Raw genomic sequence first — 26,578 nt, 5'->3', positions numbered from 1 at the left:
ATGTCACGCCCCTTTACAGGATGCTGATCTTTTTACAACTTCGACACATGCACTTCCGGCTTATTTCCCCTGTTCCACGTACCGTCTAATGCCCGCTCAATCTGAGCACCAAGCTGCAAAAGTAACCCATCATTCGCTTGGCGAGTTAAGAAATGCATACCGAGTGGTAGCCCGTTCTCTAGTGTTGCCATCGGCAATGAGATACCTGGGATCCCTGTCACGTTTGCGATCGGGGTGAATGAAAAGATGCTCCACAAATTCTGGAACCAGTCATAGACGTTTGGCTCCTCACTTGTTGTCATGTACTCTTTCGTACCGACTTTCGGAGTCGGTTTCGCCATAGTCGGGGTAAGAATGATATCCCACTCTTGTAAGAATGTTCCAACTTGACGAGACACATCATTAAATTGCGCTTGCATCGCCGCACGCTTTGAATACGTTGCATCAATGCCTTCTTCCCATACACGAATACACATCGGTTCTATCAAGTCTGAAGGAGGTTCTTTTAGCCCTTTTTGTTCCATTAAGCCTGCGATTACTTGGGAGAAGTTCATAATGTAACAGTCCGTTTGCGCTTGGTAGGCTTTATAGAAATCAACCTTCGGTGTTTGCCATTCAACGTGGTGACCAAGGCTTTCTAGAAATTCAGCTGTACGGGTCAATTCAGAGACGATGTGTGGATCGGCTTTATAATCGCCCCATTCATGAGAGACCGCAATACGCAGTGGCTTCGGATCATGTTCAATCGAGCTCGAATACGATTGTTCAGGCGCCCAATATGGCATAAACTCTCCAGGCGCACCTCCTCGGCATTCATCATAAAATATGGCAGAATCACGAATCGTTCTCGACACACACCCTTGTGTTGAGACGACACCCATCAAGTCTGACCCATTCGGACTGACCGATAACACACCTCGGGATGACTTCATACCGATAATGCCATTGACGCCAGCAGGAATGCGGATCGATCCCCCACCGTCTGATGCATGTGCCAACGGTACCATTCCTGCTGCGACGGCTACCGATGAGCCCGCTGATGAACCGCAACTCGTATAGTCTTGGTTCCACGGATTACGAGTCACATAAAGCTCTGGATTTTCCGCCGAGCTACACAAGCCATACTCTGGTGTTGTCGTTCTCCCAATCACATTAAGCCCAGATTTGCGAATCTTTGACGTTAAGAAACTATCTACTTCCGCTCGATTTCCTTGCATTAACTTAGAGCCCATCTCTTGGAGTCTACCAGCAAGCGTAGGTCCTAAATCTTTCATTAAGTATGGAACCCCTTTAAATGAACCTTCAAGGTTCGTCCCGTCTTTCGAAGGTTCTCTACGACATCTTCAAACACTTCAATAACACTTCTGACGTGATCATCCAATGCACGAATCGCTTCATGCGACTGTTTCGCCACTTCACTAGCCGTAACGTCACCTTTTTCAATAAGTTCCGCAAGACCTACAGCATCATAACGTTCCAACTCAGTCCAACTCATCGCTTTGTTCAATGTGGTCACTCCATTCTCGTTGTATGGGTAGGTATAGAGCTCGCATCTACTTCTATATGTAATTACGGATTGCACTGTAAATTTCCTGCTGGTTTCATCGTTTCATTATAGAAAAGTTTATGAGAAGGTGGGGAGAGTTTGGTAGGGGATCTGTCATGGGGATGAAAAGGGGCAATAGAATGCAGCCTACTACTTTATGATTTCAACAAACTGATTCCTGAAAGCAATAACGTACACGTTTAAATTCAACCGCAAATTCAATTCCCCACTTGACATTCAAAGTCTAACATCTATAATTTACAAAAAGATGGGAATTATAGATATCCTTTCCTATTCCAACTGTCTCATAGTACCAGAAGTGAATATTACTTTGTAAGCGCTTAATATGTATATCGTACTTACACCTTAGATTAGATTCTACTTTTAAGATTCCAATTATCACGATCCATTAAATCTACCGAGGTGATCTACTATGTATGCTGAAAAGCAAATGAACTACAATCAATTAAATTCAACATTCTCTTGGGACGAAGCCTATCAAGCGTTTGATTGGAATCCAGAGGAGAAGTTTAACATGGGTCACGAATGTTGTGATCGTTGGGCAGAGAATCATAGCCGAATCGCGGTTTATTGGGAAGACGAGTCTGGTAAACAAGTCGAATATACATTCAAACAGCTACGTGACAAATCAAACCAACTGGCGCATGCCTTAAAGTCTCTTGACGTAAAGAAAGGTGACCGAGTGGCATGTCTTCTAGGTAAGGATATCGAACTTGTCGTTACCGTTTTAGCGACATGGAAAATCGGTGCCATCTATGTTCCTTTATTTACAGCTTTCAACTCCTCCGCAATTTCTTATCGGTTGGAAAACGTTGAGAGCAAAGTCCTCATTACTAATCATGAACAATCTCAAAAACTATCAACGATTGATCACTCAAGTAAAGTCATCGTCATCGACAACCCAGATACTCCCTCACTCGACTTTCACTCGCTCATTAATGAATTTCCTGAAGACTACGACGTTGAAGAAACATCGTTAACCGACCCTTGTGTCATTCAATTCACTTCAGGATCAACAGGCATGCCAAAAGGAGCCGTGTACGCTCACAAAATCTTACTCAGCACTTACCCGTATTCGAAATACGGAATTGCCTATGAAGAAGGCGATATCTTTATGGGTGGCGCCGACCCTGGATGGGCATATGGCTTGCAGAATTCGATCTTCAACCCATTAAGTTTTGGAATTCCGATTGTCATGTACAAAGGTCGTCCAAATAGCGAAACTTATTATCGCTTAATGGAAAAATACAATGTGACGAACTTCGCCTATGCGCCTACTGCCTATCGAATGATGGTACAAGATGGCCCTGAGCATATCACTAAACATTCGCTATCAGTGAAGAAATTAAGCAGCGCTGGAGAACCACTGAATGCAGAGGTCATTCGCTTTTTCAAGAAGCATCTTGGTATAACGATTCATGATCATTACGGTGCAACCGAGGTCGGTATGGTCATCAACAACTACCATGCGATTACGATGGAGATTAAAAACGGCTCCATGGGATTCCCAACGCCTGGATTTACCATTTCACTACTTGATGCACAAGGGAATCCAACACCTGACGGTGAAGTCGGTGAAATCGCGATTGACACAACGAACCATGGCTATTACTTCAAAGGATATTGGAACAATGAAGAGAAAACCGCAGAAAAAATGAGCGGAAAGTGGTTCCTAACCGGAGATCTCGCATTAAAAGATGAAGAAGGATATTACTGGTTCCAAGGTCGATCCGACGACATTATTACAAGTTCCGGCTACCGAATCGGACCATTCGAAGTCGAAAGCTCTTTACTCGAACACCCCGCCGTCTCAGAAGCAGCCGTCGTCGGTGAACCAGACGAACAAAAAGGCGAAATTGTCAAAGCTTATGTCGTCTTAAGTAAACACTCTAGCCCTAGCGATGAGCTCGGTGAAGAACTAAGTCTGCACGTAAAAACGAACTATCCAAGCATCAATACCCAAGAAAAGTAGAGTTCTTGAATGAATTGCCTAAAACGACAAGTGGGAAGATTCAGCGGTTTAAATTGCGACAATAAACGTTTAGATTATTTCTTAGCTCGATATTTCTATACTCTTACGAAGCATTAAAAACCTCTCCAACTCTGGAGAGGTTAATTTTTTTGAACTGGCGCCTCACTAAGAAGCATTTCCCTTAACTTATATTTCTCAATCTTATTCGTCGGTGTACGAGGGATCTCCTCAATGAACCGAATATACGTAGGCACCATGTATTTCGGCATTTGTTGGATGCACCAAGTTTGTAATTCATCTTCAGAAATCGTTGCGCCTGGTTTTCGTTCACAATAGATAGCAACGTCGTCTTCATCCCCTTGCTTTGCGGGAATTGGGAACGCTGCGGTTAAATTAATGTCCTCATGGCCATTGATGATATCTTCTAGCTGATAAGAGGAGATCTTCTCACCTCGACAACGAATGACACTTCCTAGACGATCGACGAAATAGTAGTAACCATCTAATCCAAGGTAGCCTGCGTCTCCGGAGTGGAACCAGAGGTTTTTAAATGCTTTTGTCGTTGATTCTGGTTTATTAAAATATTCCGTCAGAATTAGTGACGGTAATTGAGGGCGAAAGCGATTTGACCAATAACGCCTGGCGGTTGTTCCTCATCGTATTCATTTAAAATCGCCAATTCAAAATGGGCATTTGGCTTTCCCATAAATCCTTTTTCGTTGACTTCATCCCCCCGCATGATTGGTACACCGTCGTCTTTTAACAAGGCTATCATCTCATCTAAGGTATAGCCCCTTCGTAAATAGCCAGGTGTGCCTTTGCCATCAAGTCCATGTACGATTGCCGAAGACAGTGGATTGCCCACTTCCGTTTGCCCGAATCCAGACGTGATCACATCAAATCCGAAGCGATGAGCGACTTCTTGATGATACTTCGGAAGGGGCTGCATGTGTACTTTGTTTAACGTGTTTTCACGGTCGGTGTTTTTCGTCTCCGCATTCATGAGCCATGGAATCATAACATCTAGTAAGATTGCACAGGTCGCTTGACTATCTTTGATCCGTTTCCAAAATTGCGTCGGGCTGAATTTATCATACAGGGCAATTCCAGCTCCTACAAAAGCAGCTCTCGCAATGTTCGCAAACGCTCCGCCAACGTGATACAACGGTAAGTCATTGTATACAACGTCTTCTCTCGTCACGAGTCTACGAAGCCCGCGTGTGTATCCGTACACCCAGCGGTGCGATTGGACAACCCCTTTCGCTGGACCTGTCGTCCCTGACGTATAAATGATGTTCGCCATATCAAAATAGTTCAACTCAACACTCGGATTATTACGGTTTTCAGAAACGACTAAGCTCCAATCTTTCTCATTATAAATTGAATGAAGGTGCTCCTTTGCAGAAGATTCCTCATAATCATGGTCGCGAAATGATGGACTGTATACAATTGCATTGACGCACGGCACATCGTACGCAATGTCATTAAGTCGTCCGACCATAGAACGCTCAGTCATTAAAATAATCGGATTCGTATCGTTTAAAGGATAGCTAAGTAGCTTTCCTTTAAAATTGAAATTAATTGGGCAGAACACTGCACCGCACTTCCAAATCGCAAACATCGCCACTGTCGTCATGAGTGGGTTTTTCATGAAACTGAAATGCGATCCCCTTTCGCAATCCCTTCTTCTAACAAACCGTTCGCCACTTGATTGACCCGTTCGTTAAAGGCTCTATATGTCAACGTTTTCCGTTGCTCTCCGTAATAGACAAACGTATGGTTCGGTTGAATCGCTGCCCAATGCTCCATTTGTCGATGAACTAACTCTTCTTGCGTTCCAAAGCTATTCATCCAATTCCTCCTATCATCCTTTGAGTTTGACAATAACGTCGCCTTCTTGAACGAAGTCTCCTTCTTGTTTCAACACTGCTGAAACCACTCCTTCGACCTCTGCTTCAATCGGGATTTCCATTTTCATTGATTCCAATATGGCGACTTCATCCTTTACTTTAACGACGTCTCCTGGTTTTACGAGCACTTTCCAAGCACTCCCGCTCATAGATGCTTTAATGTCTGGCATGGTTATTCTCCTTTTCAAGTCTTGTACGTAAGACTTCTTTTTTTATTTTTCCTGTTGTCGTTAATGGCATTGCATCAACGAGAATGACTTCTGGTACTTTATAGCCTGAAAGATTTTCTTTTAGAAACTTCTCAATCTCTGTTTGTGTCGCTTGTGAACGTAGTTGAATAAATGCAATTGGAATCTGCCCTTTATCGTCGTCTGCTTTGCCGACAACAGCGCAAGCATTGACGTGTTCATGGCGACTAATGATGTGCTCCAGCTCTGCCGGGAACACGCTCATTCCGTTTACTTTTAACATGTCTTTCTTGCGACCAATGTAGTGTAGATAACCCGCTTCACTCATTACACCGATGTCACCGGTGTAAAACCACTCTCCGAACGTCTCGTCTTTGCCCCAATACCCTTTCATTAGCGACGGTGTTGAGATGGCAATTTCCCCTTCTTGTTCGAGTGGTAAACGATTCTTCGTTTCGAAATCTACAATCTTTACTTTCGTTCCAGGCATTGGTAAACCGACGAAAATCGGCCGACTTTCTAAATCGAAATGGCTCGTTTGCATGCCTTGCGTGAACGTATCACTCGTATGGGTTTCGGTCATGCCAAATGACGTCTCGCGCATGATCGTACCCGTTGCTTTGAACCATCGTTCTCGGTAGTCTTTCGTTACTTTTTTTTATGAAGGAACTGACCGTCGTCATTGTAAGTGACGATAAATCACGATCATGAAACGTTTCGTCTTCCATCAACTGCACGATGTTGTCGGTCACGCCGCCAAATGAGGTGACCTTATACGTTTCAATTGCTTGAAACACAGCTTCTTTGTCCCATCGGTACAATAAAATCAGCGTTGCTCCGCTAAAAACAGGCATAAGAACACCTGCATTTTCTCCTGCGATCCAAAAGACGGGCATATAGCCAAGGCGTACGTCATCTTCACTCAAGTTGTAGTTGTACACGTAACTGTTCGCCATCGTATAAAGCATGTTCCTTTGTGTATGCATGCACCCTTTAGGCATTCCTGTCGTACCGCCCGTATAGTTGAGGGCAGCTAACGTATCGAGTGAACTGTAGTCATCGTGTAGCGGTGCAACGGTCTGCACTTCCGTAACCCAATCATCCGTCGGCAGTGCGTGTAACTTTGCGGTCTTCAAATCAGGATGTAGCGGAAGTGTCGGATGTTCCACGATGTATTCGGACAAAGATGTTGTCACAATCGTTTCAATTCCTGCTAACACTTGGCTAATGGAATCATAAAGCGTTTCAAGCGTAATCACAGCAACGGTCCCGCTATCTTCTAGTTCGTGGCGAAGCTCATGTTCTTTGAACATCGGATTTACAGGAACATGAACCGCACCAGCAGCAAGAATACCGTAGAAAGCAATAATAAACTGAGGACAATTTGGCAAATAAACAGCTACCCGGTCCTCCGTGCTTACGCCTTTACTCCGAAGGTACGCTGCAACACGTTGGCTACGATCATAAAGCTCCGCAAATGAAAGTTCATAGCCGTAATAATTAATGCACGTTTTCGTTGGCGTCTCCACAGCACGTCTTCTTAAATACTCGGTGAGTGGAACTTCTCCAAATGGATACGTCGCTGCTTTCGGTAAGCCTTCTGGCCAGGAATCTAGCACGCGCTTTTGCATTTCTTCTTCGTAATCTTGCTCGTTCATATCCACTCCTCCTTATGCTTCCTGCGGTTGTTTCATTTCGGCTTCGCTTACTAAGTGACAAGCAGCGTACGTGCCGTCTCTAGTAACTTGAAGTGAAGGTTCAACTTGCTTACACACGTCCATCACTTTCGGACACCTCGTATGAAATCGACAACCACTCGGTGGATTTTCCGGACTCGGTAAATCGCCTTTTAAAATAATCCGATCTCTGCCACGAAGCTTCGGATCTGGACGCGGTACCGCTGACAGCAGCGACTCTGTGTACGGATGTTTCGGATTTCTAAATAACTCATCCTTACTAGCCACTTCAACGACCTTACCGAGATACATAACTGCGATTCGATCACTAATGTATTTCACCGCTTGGATACCGTGGGCGATGAATAGATACGATACGCCGAGTTCTTTTTGTAAGTCTTTTAGTAAGTTCAACACTTGCGCTTGAATCGAAACGTCGAGCGCTGAGACTGGTTCATCGCAGACGATCAGCGACGGCGATAATGCAATTGCCCGGGCTATTCCAATTCGTTGTCGTTGTCCACCGGAGAACTCTGACGGATATCGCCTTCCATGTTCTGAACGTAATCCGACGCGTTCAAGCAACTCATCGACTCGATTTTGTTGTTCTGCTCTTGAACCGACCTTGTGTAAACGAAGAGGTTCAGCAATAACATCCGACACTTTCATTCTCGGGTTCAAAGAAGAAAACGGGTCTTGGAAAATCATTTGCATTTGCTTACCAAGCTCTCGTTTATCCACGCGGCTTAAATCGTTTCCTTTAAAAGAAACGGTGCCTTCCGTTGGGTCTTCTAGACCGACAATCATTCGTCCGGTCGTTGATTTCCCGCATCCTGACTCACCAACAAGCCCGAGCGTTTCCCCTTTTCCTATCGTTAAATTCATACCATCTACCGCTTTAATCCAGTTTTTCTTTCCTTGAAAGAGTCCGTCTTTCTTCGGATAGTATTTTTTTAGTCTACTAATTTCTAATAGCGGTTCGTTCATCATCCTTCACCCCTTCCACGACAGGATGCCAACACGCAACGTTTCGCCCACCATGATTGGTGAGCAGTGGCTCCTCTTCTTTACAACGATCTGTCCGACGGGTGCAACGATCATAGAAGTTACAGCCCTTTGGCAACTCCTGTGGGCTAGGGACTGTCCCCCGAATTGCTGAAATACGCTCATCACTTTCACCTTCAAGCGTTGGAACACTCGTTAACAGTCCGTTCGTGTACGGGTGCAAGGGCTGTTCAAACAAAGCATACACGTCGGCTTCTTCAACGACTTGCCCGCTATACATGACCACGACCCGGTCCGCCATTTCGGCAACAACTCCTAAATCGTGCGTAATGAGGAGAATACTCACGTCCAGCTCTTGTTGTAAGTCTTTCATAATTTCTAAGATTTGCGCTTGAATCGTTACATCCAAAGCGGTCGTTGGTTCGTCAGCAATTAACAGTTCGGGTTTACAGAGGAGAGCCATCGCAATCATGACTCGTTGACGCATTCCACCAGACAGTTGATACGGATAGTTATCAAGCTGGCGTTTCGGATCCGTAATTCCAACACGTTCAATCATCTTCTCTGCATCTTGCCGAGCCGTTCGGACGTCTGCTGCTTTATGTTGAAGCAACGCTTCGGTCATTTGTTTGCCAATCTTCTTTAAAGGGTTCAATGAAAACATCGGATCTTGGAAAATCATTGAGATGTCATTCCCTCGCAATTTACGAAGTTTACGGTCCGACAACTGCAACAAATTCTCGTCGTGAAAACGTATTTCACTCTCGCTTTCATACTCAATTGATGCCGCATTTAACCCTAAGATTGAAAGTGCAGTAACACTCTTTCCACATCCTGATTCCCCTACGAGAGCAACAATTTCACCTTTATCAATCCGAAAATTCACACCGTTCACGAGCTGACTTCTTAGCTCTCCAGTTTTTTTCAGCAAACGCTCTTAAATTGTTGATTTCAAGTAACGTTTCTCGCTTTGACATTACCCATCCTCCTCTCTACACTTTCTTTAACTTCGGATCAAGCGCAACACGAAGGCCATCGCCCATAATGTTGCCAGCAAGCATCGTCAACATAATCGCGACTCCCGGTGCTAAGATGAGCCATGGTTCATGTACATTAAGCTGTACGCTTGTTGAATCATACCACCCCAACTAATCTGCGGAGACTGTGCGCCAAGCCCTAAGAAACTTAATGATGCCTCGACTAAAATTGCAAAACTCATGTTAAACGATGATTGCACGATGATCGGCGGTGATATGTTCGGTATGATATGTCTCCCCATTGTCCAGAACGCCCCAGCACCTGACACTTTTGCCGCGTACACGTACGCTTCACTGCGGATTTGTAGCGTTTGGCTTCTTGCCAAGCGTGCAAATTGCGGTGTGAAAACAATTCCGATTGCAATCATCGCATTCCACAAGTTCACCCCAAGTGCTGCCGTGATACCTAGAGCTAAAAGGATTGCTGGAATCGCTAAAATTCCGTCTACAATTCTCATAAACACTTCGTCAAAGACCCCGCCAAGATATCCAGATAGAATCCCTAAAGGGACGCCGATGACGAGAGGATAATGATCGCGATCAGTGCCGCCTGAATGGCCGCTTGTGCGCCGTACATCAATCGACTTAACACGTCGCGACCGAGTTCATCCGTCCCGAGCCAATGATCGAGGCTAGGACCGGCCATGACGCGGTCATAGTTCGGTAAATCGGGTGGATACGGTGCCAACCATGGCGCGAACAATGCAACGACAATGAGTAGAACAACAAAAATACCACTAATAAAAGCTGCTCGTTGCCTCATAAAACGGCGGAGCATTTCTTTACCCGTCACGTAGACCCCCCTAGTTATTCATACTTAATTCTTGGATCGAGAAGCGAATAAATGATGTCTGTCGTAAAGTTAATGACAATAATAATTACAACCATGACGAGTACAACGCCTTGTAGCATCGCAAAGTCTCGTTGCATGATCGAATCTACAGCAAGCTGACCAATGCCAGGAATTGAGAAAATCGTCTCCACGACGACCGTTGCGCCCATAAGGTTGCCATATAATATACCGACTGTCGTCACCACAGGTAAGATCGCGTTACGGATCCCATGATGGAAAATCGTCTGCCGAACGGACAACCCTTTGGAGAATGCCGTCCGAATGTAATCGCTTTCAAAAACTTCGATTAATGCAGATCTCATGTGTCTTGTAATCTGCGCCATCCCAACGGCACCGAGTGCGATAGATGGTAGCAACACAGAGCGTACGAAACCGATTGGATCATCAAACAAACTGATAAAGCCTGTCGCCGGCAACCAACCGAGAGATAAACTAAAAACTGCAAGTAACAGCATCGCAAGGAGAAAATTCGGAATTGCTGTCCCCATCGTACTTACAAGTCGAGCGAACTCATCAATCCAACTACCTGGCTTCATCATCGAAACGATCGCCAATGTTGTACCGAACACAAAGGCAATTACAATCGCTGTCGTTACGAGCTGGAATGTGATACCCATCCTTGAAAAAAACAGCCTCTTGAACAGATTCCCCAGTAAAGAACGATTCGCCTAAATCTCCAACGAGTGCGCTCGTCAACCAGTTCCAATATTGAACGAGTAACGATTGATCTAACCCAAGCTGTGCACGTAGTTGCGCCAAATTCTCATCAGAAGCATTCTCTCCAAGTATCGCGAGAGCTGGATCACCTGGAATGAGAAGAATAAACGAAAACACAATAAACGTTGTAATGAAAAGCATTGGAATTACATAGAGCAAACGTTTCGTGAGAAACCGCAAAAACATCGTGTTTTCCCCCTCTCCTTACGGTTCTTTATAAAGCATTTGAAATTTCGGCTTACCGAGCATGTTCGGTTCGTATCCTTTCACGTCAGTACTCATGCCCACGATATCAAGTTGAAATGTTAACGGAATAAATATTGCTTCTTCTTTCAGTCCAATTTCATTGACTTTTCCATAAATCTCTGCGCGTCGTTCAGGATTATCGATTGTACCTGCAGCTTCAGCTAATAAGCTCTCAATCTCCTCAGTCGAATAACTTCCCGTATTGTAATAACTAGATGAGTGGTAGAGCATATTCATCGTCATTTGCGGATCCGGTCTTCCTGTCCACTGTGACAAGAATGAAGGTACAGACTTTTCATCAAAATAGGCGGAGATTCCCGCTTGAACCTCCATCGCTTGACCGTTCACGACAATGCCAACTTCAGATAGCTGATGTCGCAGAATATCAATCACTCGCTCATCATATGCTTCTGGATAATGAGCAATCGTCACTTCTGTCCCAACGAGATTAGCATCCTCTAAGATTTCACGAGCATAATCAGGATCATACAAGTCGTTCAATGCATCATCGTGAACCCAATAACTACTTGGAAACGGCTGATATGCCACTTCTCCTTGCCCAAAGTGAATGGCTTCATTTAAAGCGGCACGATCAATGCCATGTTGCATTGCAAGTCGCACGGACTTCTGATCAAGCGGAGCACTCGTCAGATTTAAATAGAGTATATTGACTGGAACGGCCGAGCCTTCAACAATCGTAAACTTTTCTTCGTCAGACAAGCTCGTAATCTCTCCTGGAGGTAACCTCATTGCAAAATCGATTTCACCGGTTTGCAATGCGTTCATTCTCGTCATTTGATTTGGCATCACTTGAATTTCTAGGATCTCGGCTTTCGGTTCGCTTCATTCCAATAATCATCAAACTTCCGATACGTCAGTTTTTCACCTGTTTCCCAAGCCACGAGTTCATACGGTCCAGCCCCAACTCCCGCTCGTTGAATTTGATCAGGGTTTTGTTCAATCGCTTCTTGGGATACCATCATCCCGCCCTGTCAGCTAGTGCAAGAACAATCGATGAGTCTGGGTATTGCAAGTGAAGACGAACAGTCAGGTCATCAACAACTTCAACAGACTCAACAGCGTTCAAGTCACTAATGTACGATTCTTCTGAAGCGGCTCGTTCGAGATTAAAAGCAACCGCTTCCCCGTCCATCACCGACCCATCATGGAACGTTACCCCGTCTCGGAGACGAAGCTCAAGTGTCGTATCATTCAAATACTCCCACTCTTCTGCTAACCCTGGTTGTGGCAATAAATCTTCATCAAAGGAAACGAGCGTGTCATAGAGCGGATAAAGAAGCGAATGATCACTTCCTGCACTTCCAAACACAGGGTCAAATGTGTTTAAATCGGTGCTGTATGCGACGATTACTTTTTCATGCTCCTTTACTTCGCTTGTGGCACCGACACGTTCATCGTTAGAACAACCTGCTAATGAAAGCGCTGACAAAATTACAGTTCCGAATAGCATCTGATGTGCTGCACGCATACACGATCTCCCTTTCTTACGGTCTCATCGTAAAGCTTGATGGACCGAGCAATTGTGGTAAACGTTTATATGCATCTTCAACCCAATCACACAAAAGCGGTCTCGTATCACGGGGATCAATAATCTCTTCAATCCCAAACGCTTCAGCCGTTCTAAATGGCGAGCGAATCGACTCCATTTTTTTCCATTAATGTTTGTAGCAGCTCTTCAGGGTTTTCACTTTCTTCAAGTTCACGTCGATAAGCGACTTGGACGCCTCCTTCAACCGGCAATGATCCCCAGTCTCCTGACGGCCAAGCATAGCGCTGATGTAAGCCATGACCATTAATCATCCCTGCGCCACCAACTCCGAACACTTTACGTAAGATAATTTCAATCATCGGTACTTGCGCTTGATAAATCGCTGAAATGGCACGAACGCCTTTACGAATCGTTCCTTTTCTCTCCGCATCAACACCGATCACAAGTCCTGGTTGGTCAACGAAGTTACAATTGGAAGGTGGAACGTTTGGCATAAATCAACGAACCGTTCAATTTTTTCACTACTTTCCCTCGTCATTCCGCCACCAAGCACATACGGATCATTCGCTAAGTAACCGACTGGGTGACCATTCAATCGCGCAAGACCGGTAACTGTGCTCGAACCAAAGTGTTTGCCGATCTCAAAGATGCTATTTTCATCTAGCACTTTCTCGAGTAATTCACGTACTTTGTATGGACGACGACGATTTCTCGGAATTGCTTCAATGAGTGATTCTTCGCGACGGTCTCGGGCATCCTCTGACTCCTCAACAGGAGGTAATTCAAAGATGTTGCTCGGCATATAAGAAAGGAACGTTCGCATTTGCATAAATGCATCTTCTTCAGAGGAAGCAATGTTATCCACAGCACCGCTTGCACGGTGAACCGCCGCTCCACCGAGTTCTTCTTTCGTTAAATCTTGCCCCATGCCGAACTTCACGACTTGCGGTCCTGCAACGAAAATTTGTGAAAGTTCTTCAACCATTACTGAAAAGTGAGACGCAGCTACCCGTGCTGCCCCAAGTCCAGCAGTCGCCCCTAGTGCTGCTGCTACGACTGGAACTCTGCCCATGTTTTTGACAACATGGTCCCATGCAGGGTTAACTGGAACATACGTTGAACCGCTAGAGTCTAGGCTCTTCACACTGCCCCCTCCACCCGTTCCATCAACGAGGCGGACCATCGGTAATTGTAGCTCATATGCCATTAATTCGGCATATTCTTGCTTAGCTTTAATTCCACCGTCGGATGCACCGCCACGAACGGTAAAATCATCCGCACCAACGACAACTTTGCGACCGTCGATCTTCCCTGTTCCGAGTAGAAAGTTCGCTGGCATAAATGTTTTTACGTTGCCTTCTTCGTCATACGTTGCTTTGCCTGCTAAAGCCCCTGATTCATGAAAAGTATTGTCATCAAGAATGTGTTGAATGCGTTCTCGAACCGTTAACTTCCCTCTCGACTTTTGTTTCTGAACGCTCGCCTCTCCCCCATGTTCTCGGCTAACTTTTTTTAAACGCTGTAATTCTTCAATTTCTGTGTGCCAACTCATACGGTCACTCTCCTCGTCCTTGTTGTACTCAACTAAACAAGCAATTATCATGCCAATTCTGAAAAATTAATAAACGGCGTTAAACCGGCATTTATGTATGCGCTTACATTTTGTTGTGCAACCATGTATGAATTACTGAATCAGATATGAATTAGCTTTATTGGAAGGCACATAAAAACGCATAGCCGATGTTATTGGCTATGCGTTCTTGAATGGTCATTAGAATATTTTATAGATGTAATCCAACCTTGACTTCTGGAAAGAAGCCTTTCCATTAAACCGTGACCATTTATACTGACATCTCACCTGTTTATTCGATCCAACGTGAGGATCGTTTCATAGAGAACGTTTGCAACACTTTCAATGTCGTCCATTCGACTTTCTTCTTCTGGGCAATGGCTTTTGCTTCAAGACTTGGTACGAACAACATTCCAGCAGACGTTATACCCGCCATGTGAGCTGCATCGTGACCTGCCATACTTCCAAGTGTAAGCGTTTTGTGACCAAGCTTTGTTGCGACCGTTTCCATCGTCTTCATAACCATCTCATCCATCGGTACGCCTGCTTGGTCTAAAATGACATCACGTGAAATCGCCACGTTGCGCGCTTTCTCAATAAGAGCAAATTCCGTCTCCATTAGTGTCCGAATACTTGCAATTTGTTCTTCAGTTTCTCCGCGAATCTCCATCGTAAAGTATACTTTTCCTGGTACAATGTTTGCTGCATTTGGATAGACATGTAACTCACCAACTGTAGCGACTAGTTCAGCAATTGGCGATTCTGTTGTGAGTTTTTCAAGCTTTAATACGAGTTGTGATGCCGCTGTCAGTGCATCTTGACGATCGCTTCCCATCATCGTTGTTCCTGCGTGGTTGGCTTGTCCTTGAACAGTAATTCGCTCTCGATAAATCCCTGTAATTCCTCGTACGACGCCAACTGTAATCCCGTGATTCAATAATCGTTTTCCTTGCTCGATATGTACTTCTAAATAATGTGCAAAATCTAAAGGTTCTCTTTGTGTTTCATTAAACTGCTCATATCTGCCACCCGCTGCTTCAAGGCGTTCGGTTAAGACGTTACCTGAAGCATCCGTAACAGTTTCTATGTGCTCTTTTGTTAATTTTCCTGTAAGCGCCCGACTACCAAATGTTGATAAGCGAAACGGGTTTGGTTCCTCACCACTGAACGAAACGAGCTCGAGAGGGTGCACCGTCTGTACGCCTCGTTCACGTAGTGACGTTAAGATCTCTAGCGCAATTAACACACCAAGTGCTCCGTCATACTTTCCACCATTCGGTACTGTATCAATATGTGAACCACACACAATACTTGGCGCATCCGATTGTGTGCCTTGACTCTTCCCCCAAATATTCGCAGCTGGGTCAATTGAAACGTCAACATGGATCGCTTCTAGTTCCTGGATTAACCAGTTTCGAGCTTCTAGTTCTTGTGGCGTGAACGTCGTGCGCGTTAAGCCTCCAGCAGGGTCTTGCCCAATTTTTCCTAATTCTTCAATTTTTCGTTGTAAACGTGTTCGGTTAATCATGTGACTCACCTCGATTTAATCTAGTAAAGGTTACTTAATTTTGTTCATCATCTCCGTGCATGTCGTTTCCGTCAGTCTAGAAAACTCTCAATATCGAATCGTCTGTTAGCATCTATGAATTAGATAGTTCTAAGCATCAGATGTAATGGTACACATGGTAACATGAATAGTCTCATCGCAGTAACTCTTTTTTTTCCATCACATGAGAGAAACGAGTAAAGTGAATAATAAATCTCACTTCATTTCAACTAAACAACCACCACAAACCTTCCTCAGCATGAGTCGGTTACGTGGTGGTTGGTGTTTGATTTTCTTTATACGCTTGTTGGTGATTCGTCCGAGCCATCCTCCTTTCCATCCATTGCAATGAAGGGCGTTCAATTAAGCACCAAGATAACCATGCACACAGGAGAGTGAATGGTAAAGCGTAAATGAAATTAAGAAAAGCATGCGCACTCGGGCTATAATACGCGACCACTTGTTGAAGCGGATAACCGTATAAAAACATGCCGTACGAAAGGTTGCCAAGTATGACTTGAAACGATGTTGGTAATTTCCATTTATAAACGGCATACAAAACGAGGTATGCGCCTACTAGTAAAAATAGATGATAAAACATGGCGCTCTCTTTGAATACCCACAAAATCACGATGAAAATGAGAGCGTATCGGTGGCGTATTGGAATAACGTGGCGCCAAGCATACAGTAACATTCCTATTAAAAAGTAACGATACAATTCGATATACGTCGTTCCAAATGACATTGGAAAGAAGTGAATGAGATTTACAATCAGAAAAAGCACGAGCAATCGTGTACGCTTTAATCCACCTACAAAAAAATAGAATAAGTATGGAAGCATAATAAACCATCTCTAGCTGCAACGTCCATAACGAACCATTTACCTCATGTGAATAAGGATTGCTTTCAAATACTCCTGGAAGTCCCGGTGGCAACGGATAGATCATAATGGTTCGAAGATACTGCCATGTCTCGCCCGAATGCAAATAGTCATTCAAAGATAAAGAGGTCATCCACGGCCCTATGATGAAGGTCGTAAACAAAACAACGCCAATCAAACCTGGGAAGATCCGTATTGCACGGGCGAAGATGAAGCGAAAGGCGTTTAGATTTCGAGAAAAACTACCATAAACGAAAAAGCCACTAATAATAAAGAAAGTCATCACTCTAAGCAGCTCATAATTATGGGCATTGCCAGTTAAGTAATACGCGTGAAAATACATGACTAGACAGGCAACGATAAACCTCACAAGACCTAAGTTGTTCTCTCGTTCCCTTATCTCCATATAATGCAACAGGGAGCTTTGTCCATTACGCATTCCAATGATCTCCTCACGCCATATTATTCATAGATCGCCATTGTTTTTTGGATCCATTTTCTAAACGGTGTAAACAGATGATAACGAAAGCATTTTCCATCAAGAAGTGTATACGGCCCAACAGATGATAACGTGTGAATACCATCAGGGAAGTCACTTTCTTTGCAAGGCGTAATCGTCGTAACGACTTGTTCTTCATACTGTTCGATGGTTAACGTGATAATCTTGTTGAACACTACGGCTCCTCCATACGTGACTGAACAATCTTGAGCTGGTCGATACCAAGTACCATCAACATGAAATGGGGTCCCCGCTGAACGACTAGAGCGACTATCGATTTTCACCGGATTTAACGGATGTGGTTTCCATCCTGACTTCAATTGATCCGAATAAAAAAGATGCAGCTCTGAGTTATGGCTTTCTCTGTTCTCTTTTAGGACTGTACAAAATAGCCACCAGCATTCCCCGTCATAAAATAAGGTCGAGTCGATGGCTTTCATGTTGTTGATTAACGTCTCTTCGTGAGCAAAACATTGACTTTCCGCACACCAGCGATACAATGAAACTTCATTACGCCCAGCCGTTTCTGGCACACAGTACACGTCTCCATACTCTCGAAATAAATACGGATAAGATAGGTGATTTCTTTGTTGCAATACAGCTTCTTCCTCGTATTGAACACCTTGATCTTCTCTCGTATAAGATGCTCTCGAAACGACGCCATTCACGCGGTATGGCTTCATTTCCTCCATATAAACCGTCACCTTCTCGTCTTCATAAAGGCCAAATGGGTCAGCATAATAACTTGTTGTTGAAGATGGAATCCAAGATACTGAAGAAGGTACGGGTTCGCTCAACATGGTCTCAATCGGTACATTCACAATTCCGACGTTCCAATACTCTTCGCGAAATAGTCTTTGAAAGGTGCGACCTACATTTCGCACCCCTAGCTTTAAGACCATTTGTGCACGCTCTTGAACGGAAGGATTAGGACTGGAACCCCGTACTGGTCGTATTGAATAGCCTTTGAACGTTCGCTCTGGTTTCTTTTGAAGCACGTTTACGAGTAATGCTGGCCATGACGTGATGGTTGCGTAGACTTCTTTTTTTCGTTGCTTGTAATGAATGCAACACCGTGGTCACGTGTCCTTCCTTTAAGACAACCTCTTCGCCAGTTCCTTGATTCATCGTGAGGTAGATGCTTGTCGTGCGTTGGCTTTCTAATGTTTCTTTAAATGCTAAATGTGAATTCAGTACACAACCGTCATGACCTCGGAATGTCCAGATTCCAAACGGCAAGGCTCTTACGACGTGATCTAATTGACAAGCTTCAAATTGCAAAACAAACGAAAGTTGATACCGTTCACAAAGATCTTTGGTTATGTCTTCAACTCCAACAACTTCCACATGATCGTCACGCCCTTCCCAGAATTCACGCGCCGGTTTATGATTATCGATCGTAATGACAAGTTGTAATGAAGCCCCTGTATCTTTCATGTTTTGTACGATTTGATGCTGCCAATGTTCCACCTTTTTGCCAATCACGATTGCAAAACGATTACAAGAATTGAGCTCGTCCTTCATCAATCCAGACCTCCACTGCTCGTTTTTGACTTAGCGTACTGTCCATACGTACTCTCTAGCATCTTCTCGATGGAAAAATTCTGCTCTACACGTTGTCGGCCTCGTTTTGACATAGAATGTCGTAAGTCTCGATCAGAACAAAGTGTGCGAATGCACTGAGCAAATGCTTCTTTGTCGTGTTCTTTGATGATAAAACCTACTTGCTCGTCTGAAATGACCTCCCGAATGCCACCGCGATCAATCACAACAACATTCGTCCCAACAGCAAGCGATTCCAGTAGAACCATTGGCAACACTTCTCGATGAGAAGGCAAAACGAGCACATCCATCTCTTCGAGAAATTCTTTAGGTCGTTCGATATGTCCCATGAGCGTTACGTTATCTTCCAAACCGCGAGCCACAATTTCATCTTCAACTCGTGCACGCTCTGGACCATCTCCCCCCATATAAAAGTGGAATGAATCGTCTTCTTTAAACGCTTCCATCACTTCTAAAAAAAAGAGAGGGTTCTTTTCTTTTGAAAGTCGTGCAAGCATTCCAATTCGATAAGTACTCGCATTGACCCGCTTTTGTTTCACAGAAAATTGTTCTAGATCTACACCGTTATAAACGACTGCTAACTTTGAAGCAGAGATCCCTTGGAGTAGTAATCGTTCTTGTTCTGAAAGAGAAAGGGCGATCGTTGTGAACACATGGTGATTTAATATGTACGTGTAAATTCTCGGAGCATATTTTTCGAGCAACGTGATGTTATGCTTCGTATACAACACGACAAGTTTCCTTCTTATACTTCGTTGTACAACAAGGCAATAGAGTAGCATCCGTAAACTATTGGCATGCACGATCGTGATCTGTTCACCTTGAATAACGCCACGTATTAGTTGTAAATTTCGTACATGACTCTTCGTCAGATGAGTGATCTGATGGTCAGGATGTAACTGTTTTGACATTGCGCCCTTTTGGTGCATGAGGTGAAATTGTATTCCTTGTTTAGATAATTGATTAGAAATTAAGCAATAGTACGTTTCTGCCCCACCAAATCGTAATTCATCCGTTAAAAACAGAACGTCTGTCATCAAAACTCTCCTTTTAGGTTGTCATGTCCCGACTTAAAAACACTGCTAAGATGGCACAGTAGAGAAAAAACATATCGTTAATAATGACTGACAGTAGCAATGACTGTGCAACAAATCCAATTAGTGCATACATCATATACGGTTTTAAACGATACAACTTTGACTGAACGAGTTGATACACGACGACGAAGAGAAACAACAGATAAAAAAAGCAAAGATAAGACCCCAGCATCCGTTAAAATATCTAGATACGTGTTATGAGCGGATAAATCTACACCATAGTAATACTCGTTATACTGTGCATAATTGTATGGACCAAGACCTATCCAAGGGTTGTCAGTCATGAATCCAATCGCTCGTGCCCATAAGTCAATTCGATTGCTTCCACCGTCATACGTGAGGTCTCCCATACGTGCGACGAACAAATCATAAATATTAATATGCAAGACATAAAACGCAACCGTATAGATGATCACGCCTCCTAATGCGGTAACCATGATCGTCTTTAACCGATTTAAACCACGACGAAAAATGAAATAGAGAATAAATAGACCGAACAACACGAGTAAGCCGCCTCTTGAAAACGTCAGTATTGAGGCAAGGATGCAAAGGAACAAGCCTACTTTTCCTTTGCGATCGTGTAGCTGAGTCAAATAAAATGAGAAAAAGAGCGTGTTATAAAAAAACATAAAAATTCGGATCATCAAGCACACCGATTAATCTAGGATAACTCCTGTCGAACAAAACACCGTATGCGGACACTCTCTCCCCAACATTCGCATCCATCATCGATAACCCCATGGCATACAACAAGAGACTCATCCCATTAAAGACAATTCCAGCCCATAAAATGCCGGCTTCAATCACACGATTCGTGCTCCGCATTAGAACGGCCTTCATTAAAAGGTAAAATCCCAAATACAAAATGACGCCAATGATAATTCGTAAACTTGCCGTTGAGTAGATTGAAAAAAATTCCTGAAAAACAATACAAAAAGTAAAACATCAGCATGGTCCACTCAAAAGGCTGCAAACGATCGAAGATAAACGAAGAAGCATATAAGAAAAATACTACGATTAAAAAAATCATATATGGTTTCAACGAGAATCCAACTTGGATACTAAACCCTGCAAGAGGAACAAATAAAATGAGAAGGTACGTCAACCAAGGATGCTTTAACTGATTGTGTGGTCTACGATGTGTATGTTCCATTATATTCCCCCTCACCTCTTGGCATCAGGCTGCAACACGTACAACTTTTCTTGTAATCGGTCCCCGAACATCTTCATCCCAAATGAAAAACAAAAGAAGAAGGATCGCATGGGATATACAGGCAACAACGGGTTGAACGTGTAGTTGCTGCAAAACAATTCCACTACCAAAAAAACACCAATGGATAAGGAAGAAGAACGCGTGTGATGATTTCTTTTTTTCCGAAAGGATAGAACAACCAAAACAAAACCAATGCAATTGCTTCAATCATCACTCCTGCAATTGCAGCACCGATCACACCAAATTGAAGACTAAGTGTTACGTACAATCCAATTCCAATTACGACAGCGACCAGCTGCATCATCGTTCTCGTTTTTTGCTTGCCGGAAGTGGTGAGACCATCGCCTACAGCGATGTTTAATGCTTGTACAACTAGCATCATTGATAAAATGATAAGAGCAGGTGCAGCAAGTGACCATTCTGCTCCAAACACAAGGTATAATAACGGTTCAGCAAGATGTAAAAAAAGGAAGTGCAATTAAACTACTGATGATCGCCATCCACTTCATTTCAATGATATTTAATCGCAAATGCTCAATATGTTGACCTTGTTGATGAGCAGAAAACAGTCTTGGATAAAAAGCACTCGCAACAACCGATGGAAGTTGTTGTAACGCTTGTGGAATTCGATACGCTAAGGCGAACAAACCGACTTCTACTAGCGATAACGTGCGTTCCAAGACGAGTGGTCCTAAATGTGGCAAGATAACAAATAACAAACCACCGATCGTATAGGTCCACATCTGGTTTAATAAACCAACATGGAAAGGCGCTTTCCAATCGACACGTCCTAAGTGAAGGAATAGTAAAACCATCCCGACCATTCCTGCAATTAAATAGGCACACCCATACAAAAAAGCAATGACCATCGGTGACACTTGCATGAGGACACCAAGAATGACAATCAAGACGAGCGCTGTTGCTGAGACGATCTTAATTACACTCATGTATTGCATCCGTTCTATTAATTGAAAATAAATAGAGGCAATACTTTGAAACATCAATCCGATTACAATCGGAAGAATTAAAGCAACAGAGAAGTGGAAGACCTCTTGTTGAACGCTGTACAGTAGCCAAACGACCGACAAACCAACGCTAAAGGTGAGCACAAGGAACAGCAACCTTATTTTTACGTAGGAGACGATCAGCGTTTGAATGACGACTGCTTTTTTTTGACCCTTCTCGAAGAACAAGGTCTCCAAGCCCTGCATCGGTGAAGTAGCCCATAATCATTGCCATTGCTAGTGCAACACTAAACACACCGAAATCATGTGCTTGCAAATAAGAAGCGAGCAAAAAGAGTGCAATGGCTTGGAGTATAGCGGATGCTGCCGTTCCGTATAGCAAGTGTAAGACATTTGAAAAAATCGATAGTTTTTGTTTATTACGTCGTTTCATTTCATAACCCACGCAAGTCTAATGTTCATATACAACCCCAAGTAATACCTTCTGCTGCCGGACTAAATACTCTTTACTTTGTTGCATGTCGTTTCTTTTCGTTCTCTTCCGCTTCACGAATAAAACGACCGCATCGCTACTAGACAGAATCCATTGTGAATACATATTCTTCATCATCTCAGGCGCCTCAACAACGATATACTCATAGCTTTCTTTCCACACCTCTAACCGTTCTTCAAATACTGAACTCACTAATTCAAGATCATAAACTTGCAAATCATCCACATTTCCAACAACCGTTCTTGAAATTTTATAATGATCTCCTTCCTGAACTGTCGTCATTCGGCTTAAACCTGTACGCCGTGCTTTATGTTCATAAAGCTGAAAGTAAAGGACTCGCTTCCCTTTTCGAGCGAGTAACTGTGCAATTTTTCCAGAAAAGAACGCCTGTTTTGTATTCTCTTTCGTATTCGTACAAAATAAGACATGGTGGTGCTCATTCATTCGCCGTTCGATATTTTTGGTCACATACAACAACTGTTGTTCAAGCAGTTGAGAATTCCACTTTTTGAATTTTCTACTTGTACGCTCGAACACGTTCACCCTCCCTTTCTAGATCAAATTTCTGTGACTCTTTTACATGACGTAGCTTTCGCCTTCGATCATTCGGTTTGATTGAGCCAAGAAGATCAAGGTCTGGATCCAGTTCTACATCACGTGCCTCTTCAATGACATCGCGAAAGTGAACACTCATCAACACAAGCGCAAGGCCAAATAAGACACTAACGAGAAAAGCAATCGCTACGTTTACAACAGGACGATCAATCCGCTTAACCGTTACATTCTCAGATGCATTACCTAGAACTTGAAGTTCAGTCACACCAAAGGATTGTTCCATTAAATTCACCGTTGTCGCTGTCATTTCTTGAACAATATCCCTTGCCTCTGTTGGATTCGGATAATGAACTGTCACATGTATGAGTTGGGAGCGTTCTTGATGACTTACTGTCGTATTTTCATCAAGTATTTGATATGGAATTCCTAAATCCTCAGAAACTTGCGACTTCACTATCGGGCTTCTTAGAAAATCCATCGTGGATGCAAGTAGCATATTCGTATTCTCAATCACAACATTTTCTCGATCTTCTCTTAATTGTCCGATTAAAATTGATTCGCTCGCCTCGTATGTTGGATCCAGCACCGTGAATACTACATAACTCATACTGGTAAAGAGCACCGTTGTTGCGATCACAAACAACATCCATCTTCGTTTCAGAGCATTCAGGATCTGTTTCATATCCATTTTTCTTTCGTACATCTCGCACTCCTAACTAAACGAAATTAACGATCGGTTTGGCAGCATTATATTGTTGAATGGTTCTATGAAGCCCTTCATCAATTGTGTAGACGGGACGCCACTTTAATCGTTCATGTGCACGGGAGGCGTTTAATGAACTTCTAACAATGTCTCCTGAGCGCATTGGACAATAATTCAACGTCACGTGTTTATATTTTAAGTCAGCTAACTTCTTGATTAGCTCATTGACTGACGTTTCTTTTCCGCTCCCAATATTAAACGTTCCGACTGAATTGTGTTCAATTGCAAGAAGGTTTGCCATAACAACGTCTTTAACGTAGACAAAATCTCGCGTCTGATGACCATCACCATAGATATTCAAGGCCTGTCCTCTTTCTAATTGGTGAATAAACAAGGCGACGACACCTGCCTCACCTTCTGTAGATTGCCTGGGCCATACACGTTTGAATACCTTAAAATCGTACAATCTAGCCGATACTGCTTTGCAAAAAATCGAATATATGCCTCTGCTTGCAACTTCGATAACCCATAAAAGGAAAGCGGTTGGCACAACGTATCTTCATCAATGTTGGCTGTATGGGGATAACCATAGACCGCTGCGGATGATGCGAAAACGAATTGTTTCACACCGTACGTTACACACATTTTTAACACATTAATGGTTGCCAAAATGTTTAACTTACCATCCAGATCTGGTTGCTTCATTGACGTTGACACAGACACTTGCGCGGCGTGATGGATGACATACTCTGGCTGTTCCCGTTCGAAGATATCATGTAAATTCGTACTCACATCAACAGCATATACCGTTGCGTACTGTTGATACTCCATCGCATGAGGAGCATAATCCAATACAACAACATCAGCCCCTCTAGCATCCAATTCTCGTACGATCTCTGAGCCTATAAATCCGGCTCCTCCGGTTACTAATACCTTCATGTTAATCCCCCGTCTATGATTATTTGAGTGTCTAACATTCATTCCAAGTTTTATCGTATAAAGGAATATCTACCATGTTCATACCATAATTGAGCGAGGCTTTACGGTTCTTTTAGAGTTCCGAACCACTCTCGTTTAACTTTCTCAATTAAGAACGCTACGTCTTACGTTCGGTCGTAATCGTGAAGTTCTTTGATCAATTCATTAACAGGGACTGACAATGCATCTGCTATTTTTGTTAAACAATTGATCGAAGGGTTACTCTGAATATTACGCTCAATACTACTAATATATGATTTGGCAATTCCTGAGCGTTCTGATAAAGCGGTAATTGATAAGCCGTTTTGTAGACGCAACTGTTTAATTTTTTCACCTACGTAATCCATTAGTTTTCAACCCACTCCATTAATAGGCACCTCGCCTTGCCAAGACCGTGCCAATCGTTTTAATAAGAATGATGAGATCTAGCTTGAGGGAACAATTTTCGATGTAATACACATCATAAGCAATCTTTTGTCCATGAGTTAGATCTGAGCGACCATGAACCTGAGCATATCCTGTAATACCCGGCTTAACCTTTAAGCGTTTTTGTTGATTCTTATCGTAATACTTAGCAATCGCAGGGACTTCAGGACGAGGACCAATTAAACTCATATCACCTCGAAGAACATTGTACAATTGGGGGAATTCATCTACACTCCATTTCCGAAGCCACTTTCCAATTTTTGTTACATAAACACCGCTACCACTTTTAAAAACAAAATCGTCAGGGACACGCTTTTCCCAGTTATACGCAGTACGAATTGTACGATTGTCGTTCGACATGGTTCTGAACTTGATCATCGTAAATGTGCGGTTGTGTTGACCGACTCGCTTCTGACGAAAAAAAACAGGCTTGCCATCAATGATGAAAACGAGACAAACAAGAAGTAAAAAGAGCGGGATCAAGAGGAAACCAATCAATAGCGATAACCCAACATCCATCGTACGTTTTGCAATTCGATAGGAGAGCTCTTTTGACATTTTTAGTGATTTAGGACTGTATATACTCACAACGATTCGTTACCTCCTTTTCAAAGTTCAAACATTCAAAATATATTAATTTTTAGTCTTCTATACTTTTGAACGGAGTAAATAATATGACTGGACGTGTAATACAATGAAATGAGCGCACTCAAACCAGTAAATCGATACGCTCGATAAGTCATTGAGACCGCTTTAAGTTTTCGTCCTGATTTAGAATTTCGCGATATTCGATACACTAAAAGTGGCTCATTGACCGAATACGCTACAATCGCTTTTTTTCTTCAAAATGGTTAACCACAGCGCATAATCTTCACTCATATCATCCCGTGCCATCTTGTCCTCAATTAAGAACGCATGTTTTAACAAAACGGATGAACAAGCAATCACATTGTTACGAAGCAGTTGATGATAACCGACTTTACTCGGAACGGAATGCTTGTAATCAAAAGGCACTCCGTCCTCATTCATATACGATACACCTGTAAAGATGAACGCTGCACCTTCTGTTTGAGCGACACACAACTGCTTGTCTAACTTATCTAACTGCCAACAATCATCACTATCTAAAAAAAGCGATCCATTCTCCTTTTGCCTCACGAACAGCACGATTTCTAGAGAGCGACACACCCACATTATCTTTGTTCGTCAACAAAGTAATTCGATCATCATCTAATGCATAGCTCTGAATAATGCCCAGTGTACCGTCAGTTGAGCAATCATCCACAATTATCAATTCTACATGTCGGTAGGATTGCTTAAGTACAGAAGAAATGGCTTTATCGATGGACAACTCCCCGTTATATACAGGCATAATGACACTAACTAATCCTTTAATGCCGACCAAAATC

Annotated in this window: 33 protein-coding genes and 5 pseudogenes; 1 reads left to right on the top strand and 37 read right to left on the bottom strand. The window is 43.2% G+C overall.

What is annotated here, in order from left to right; translation table 11 throughout:
- Positions 1-32: 32 nt before the first annotated feature.
- Together JCM19055_RS04105 and JCM19055_RS28430 are read right to left on the bottom strand one after the other, a co-directional pair.
- The gene (locus JCM19055_RS04105) at positions 33-1,274 is read right to left on the bottom strand and encodes an amidase (protein ID WP_265181785.1); all 1,242 of its coding nucleotides are present in this window, start codon (positions 1,272-1,274) and stop codon (positions 33-35) included.
- Positions 1,274-1,507: a hypothetical protein gene (locus JCM19055_RS28430; protein ID WP_265181784.1), complete on the bottom strand. Its 234-nt coding sequence runs from the start codon at positions 1,505-1,507 to the stop codon at positions 1,274-1,276. Before JCM19055_RS28430 ends, JCM19055_RS04105 begins: the two co-directional genes overlap by 1 nt.
- A gap of 472 nt (positions 1,508-1,979) precedes the next feature.
- Here JCM19055_RS28430 and JCM19055_RS04100 point away from each other — a divergent pair, with 472 nt between their 5' ends.
- A complete protein-coding gene (locus tag JCM19055_RS04100) occupies positions 1,980-3,539 on the top strand; it encodes an acyl-CoA synthetase (RefSeq protein WP_265181783.1) in 1,560 nt (519 codons plus the stop codon).
- Between the two features lie 140 nt (positions 3,540-3,679).
- Here the strand turns inward: JCM19055_RS04100 and JCM19055_RS31215 are convergent, their stop codons facing one another.
- From JCM19055_RS31215 to JCM19055_RS26170, 35 genes and pseudogenes are all read right to left on the bottom strand, one after another.
- Positions 3,680-3,913, bottom strand: a complete 234-nt coding sequence (locus tag JCM19055_RS31215; protein ID WP_370542996.1) for a hypothetical protein — start codon at positions 3,911-3,913, stop codon at positions 3,680-3,682.
- Positions 3,914-4,134: 221 nt separating this feature from the next.
- Positions 4,135-5,348, bottom strand: a pseudogene (locus tag JCM19055_RS22655) (class I adenylate-forming enzyme family protein).
- Between the two features lie 55 nt (positions 5,349-5,403).
- Positions 5,404-5,619: an acetyl-CoA carboxylase biotin carboxyl carrier protein subunit gene (locus tag JCM19055_RS04090; RefSeq protein ID WP_042358662.1), complete on the bottom strand. Its 216-nt coding sequence runs from the start codon at positions 5,617-5,619 to the stop codon at positions 5,404-5,406.
- Positions 5,606-6,241, bottom strand: coding sequence for an AMP-binding protein (locus JCM19055_RS28425; protein ID WP_265181782.1), 636 nt, complete (start codon positions 6,239-6,241; stop codon positions 5,606-5,608). The genes JCM19055_RS04090 and JCM19055_RS28425 overlap by 14 nt, the downstream gene beginning before the upstream one ends.
- Complete coding sequence (locus JCM19055_RS28420) at positions 6,198-7,295, bottom strand: AMP-binding protein (protein WP_265181781.1); 1,098 nt, start codon at positions 7,293-7,295, stop codon at positions 6,198-6,200. Before JCM19055_RS28420 ends, JCM19055_RS28425 begins: the two co-directional genes overlap by 44 nt.
- 12 nt (positions 7,296-7,307) lie before the next feature.
- Positions 7,308-8,300, bottom strand: coding sequence for an ABC transporter ATP-binding protein (locus JCM19055_RS04080; RefSeq protein WP_042358660.1), 993 nt, complete (start codon positions 8,298-8,300; stop codon positions 7,308-7,310).
- Positions 8,275-9,213: an ABC transporter ATP-binding protein gene (locus JCM19055_RS04075; RefSeq protein WP_305047330.1), complete on the bottom strand. Its 939-nt coding sequence runs from the start codon at positions 9,211-9,213 to the stop codon at positions 8,275-8,277. Before JCM19055_RS04075 ends, JCM19055_RS04080 begins: the two co-directional genes overlap by 26 nt.
- A 192-nt stretch (positions 9,214-9,405) precedes the next feature.
- Complete coding sequence (locus tag JCM19055_RS28415) at positions 9,406-9,813, bottom strand: ABC transporter permease (protein WP_265181780.1); 408 nt, start codon at positions 9,811-9,813, stop codon at positions 9,406-9,408.
- A 44-nt stretch (positions 9,814-9,857) separates the two neighbouring features.
- On the bottom strand, positions 9,858-10,148 hold the full coding sequence (locus tag JCM19055_RS28410) for a hypothetical protein (RefSeq protein ID WP_265181779.1): 291 nt from the start codon (positions 10,146-10,148) through the stop codon (positions 9,858-9,860).
- 14 nt (positions 10,149-10,162) lie between these two features.
- Entirely contained in the window at positions 10,163-10,777 is a 615-nt protein-coding gene (locus JCM19055_RS28405) for an ABC transporter permease (protein ID WP_265181778.1), read from the bottom strand.
- Positions 10,731-11,111, bottom strand: coding sequence for an ABC transporter permease (locus tag JCM19055_RS28400; RefSeq protein ID WP_265181777.1), 381 nt, complete (start codon positions 11,109-11,111; stop codon positions 10,731-10,733). Before JCM19055_RS28400 ends, JCM19055_RS28405 begins: the two co-directional genes overlap by 47 nt.
- Before the next feature lie 18 nt (positions 11,112-11,129).
- A pseudogene (locus tag JCM19055_RS22645) lies at positions 11,130-12,151 on the bottom strand (ABC transporter substrate-binding protein).
- Complete coding sequence (locus tag JCM19055_RS22640; RefSeq protein ID WP_052365892.1) at positions 12,151-12,660, bottom strand: ABC transporter substrate-binding protein; 510 nt, start codon at positions 12,658-12,660, stop codon at positions 12,151-12,153. Before JCM19055_RS22640 ends, JCM19055_RS22645 begins: the two are co-directional and overlap by 1 nt.
- A gap of 16 nt (positions 12,661-12,676) precedes the next feature.
- Positions 12,677-12,838, bottom strand: coding sequence for a hypothetical protein (locus JCM19055_RS28395; RefSeq protein ID WP_265181776.1), 162 nt, complete (start codon positions 12,836-12,838; stop codon positions 12,677-12,679).
- A pseudogene (locus JCM19055_RS04055) lies at positions 12,813-14,233 on the bottom strand (acyl-CoA carboxylase subunit beta). The gene JCM19055_RS28395 and the pseudogene JCM19055_RS04055 overlap by 26 nt, the downstream one beginning before the upstream one ends.
- Positions 14,234-14,543: 310 nt before the next feature.
- On the bottom strand, positions 14,544-15,779 hold the full coding sequence (locus JCM19055_RS04050; protein WP_265181775.1) for a M20 family metallo-hydrolase: 1,236 nt from the start codon (positions 15,777-15,779) through the stop codon (positions 14,544-14,546).
- 286 nt (positions 15,780-16,065) lie between these two features.
- Positions 16,066-16,638 (bottom strand): acyltransferase, encoded by a 573-nt coding sequence (locus JCM19055_RS28390; RefSeq protein WP_052365891.1) that lies wholly within the window; start codon positions 16,636-16,638, stop codon positions 16,066-16,068.
- A 25-nt stretch (positions 16,639-16,663) separates the two neighbouring features.
- A pseudogene (locus tag JCM19055_RS31210) lies at positions 16,664-17,020 on the bottom strand (hypothetical protein); the annotation flags it as partial.
- A 119-nt stretch (positions 17,021-17,139) separates the two neighbouring features.
- Complete coding sequence (locus JCM19055_RS04040; protein ID WP_042358657.1) at positions 17,140-18,078, bottom strand: hypothetical protein; 939 nt, start codon at positions 18,076-18,078, stop codon at positions 17,140-17,142.
- Positions 18,079-18,103: 25 nt separating this feature from the next.
- Complete coding sequence (locus JCM19055_RS04035; protein WP_042358656.1) at positions 18,104-18,700, bottom strand: hypothetical protein; 597 nt, start codon at positions 18,698-18,700, stop codon at positions 18,104-18,106.
- Complete coding sequence (locus JCM19055_RS04030) at positions 18,700-19,776, bottom strand: glycosyltransferase family 4 protein (protein WP_042358655.1); 1,077 nt, start codon at positions 19,774-19,776, stop codon at positions 18,700-18,702. The genes JCM19055_RS04035 and JCM19055_RS04030 overlap by 1 nt, the downstream gene beginning before the upstream one ends.
- Positions 19,777-19,853: 77 nt before the next feature.
- Positions 19,854-20,429 (bottom strand): O-antigen ligase, encoded by a 576-nt coding sequence (locus JCM19055_RS22635; protein WP_265181774.1) that lies wholly within the window; start codon positions 20,427-20,429, stop codon positions 19,854-19,856.
- Positions 20,430-20,451: 22 nt separating this feature from the next.
- Positions 20,452-20,661, bottom strand: a complete 210-nt coding sequence (locus JCM19055_RS22630) for a hypothetical protein (protein WP_152549745.1) — start codon at positions 20,659-20,661, stop codon at positions 20,452-20,454.
- A 352-nt stretch (positions 20,662-21,013) separates the two neighbouring features.
- Positions 21,014-21,142, bottom strand: a complete 129-nt coding sequence (locus tag JCM19055_RS28385) for a hypothetical protein (RefSeq protein ID WP_265181773.1) — start codon at positions 21,140-21,142, stop codon at positions 21,014-21,016.
- A 10-nt stretch (positions 21,143-21,152) separates the two neighbouring features.
- A complete protein-coding gene (locus tag JCM19055_RS22620) occupies positions 21,153-21,482 on the bottom strand; it encodes a polysaccharide biosynthesis C-terminal domain-containing protein (RefSeq protein WP_265181772.1) in 330 nt (109 codons plus the stop codon).
- A gap of 16 nt (positions 21,483-21,498) precedes the next feature.
- Entirely contained in the window at positions 21,499-22,158 is a 660-nt protein-coding gene (locus JCM19055_RS22615; protein ID WP_052365886.1) for an oligosaccharide flippase family protein, read from the bottom strand.
- Positions 22,145-22,447, bottom strand: a complete 303-nt coding sequence (locus tag JCM19055_RS31205; protein ID WP_152549743.1) for an oligosaccharide flippase family protein — start codon at positions 22,445-22,447, stop codon at positions 22,145-22,147. Before JCM19055_RS31205 ends, JCM19055_RS22615 begins: the two co-directional genes overlap by 14 nt.
- An 18-nt stretch (positions 22,448-22,465) precedes the next feature.
- Positions 22,466-23,044, bottom strand: coding sequence for a hypothetical protein (locus JCM19055_RS04015; RefSeq protein ID WP_042358654.1), 579 nt, complete (start codon positions 23,042-23,044; stop codon positions 22,466-22,468).
- Positions 23,025-23,765, bottom strand: a complete 741-nt coding sequence (locus JCM19055_RS04010; RefSeq protein ID WP_042358652.1) for a YveK family protein — start codon at positions 23,763-23,765, stop codon at positions 23,025-23,027. Before JCM19055_RS04010 ends, JCM19055_RS04015 begins: the two co-directional genes overlap by 20 nt.
- A 13-nt stretch (positions 23,766-23,778) precedes the next feature.
- The gene (locus JCM19055_RS27050) at positions 23,779-24,126 is read right to left on the bottom strand and encodes a GDP-mannose 4,6-dehydratase (RefSeq protein WP_265181771.1); all 348 of its coding nucleotides are present in this window, start codon (positions 24,124-24,126) and stop codon (positions 23,779-23,781) included.
- A 14-nt stretch (positions 24,127-24,140) separates the two neighbouring features.
- Positions 24,141-24,704, bottom strand: a complete 564-nt coding sequence (locus JCM19055_RS27045; RefSeq protein WP_052365883.1) for an NAD(P)-dependent oxidoreductase — start codon at positions 24,702-24,704, stop codon at positions 24,141-24,143.
- 179 nt (positions 24,705-24,883) lie between these two features.
- Positions 24,884-25,090 (bottom strand): annotated as a pseudogene (locus tag JCM19055_RS04000) (helix-turn-helix domain-containing protein); the annotation flags it as partial.
- A gap of 19 nt (positions 25,091-25,109) precedes the next feature.
- Positions 25,110-25,757, bottom strand: a complete 648-nt coding sequence (locus JCM19055_RS03995; RefSeq protein ID WP_265181770.1) for a sugar transferase — start codon at positions 25,755-25,757, stop codon at positions 25,110-25,112.
- A gap of 219 nt (positions 25,758-25,976) precedes the next feature.
- Entirely contained in the window at positions 25,977-26,327 is a 351-nt protein-coding gene (locus JCM19055_RS26175) for a hypothetical protein (RefSeq protein WP_152549742.1), read from the bottom strand.
- Positions 26,290-26,574: a glycosyltransferase family A protein gene (locus JCM19055_RS26170; RefSeq protein WP_052365880.1), complete on the bottom strand. Its 285-nt coding sequence runs from the start codon at positions 26,572-26,574 to the stop codon at positions 26,290-26,292. Before JCM19055_RS26170 ends, JCM19055_RS26175 begins: the two co-directional genes overlap by 38 nt.
- Positions 26,575-26,578 lie beyond the last annotated feature (4 nt).

The organism is Geomicrobium sp. JCM 19055, assembly GCF_000698185.1.
Lineage (GTDB): Bacteria > Bacillota > Bacilli > Bacillales > Marinococcaceae > Geomicrobium_A > Geomicrobium_A sediminis.
This window is presented reverse-complemented; position numbering and strand designations above follow the sequence as displayed.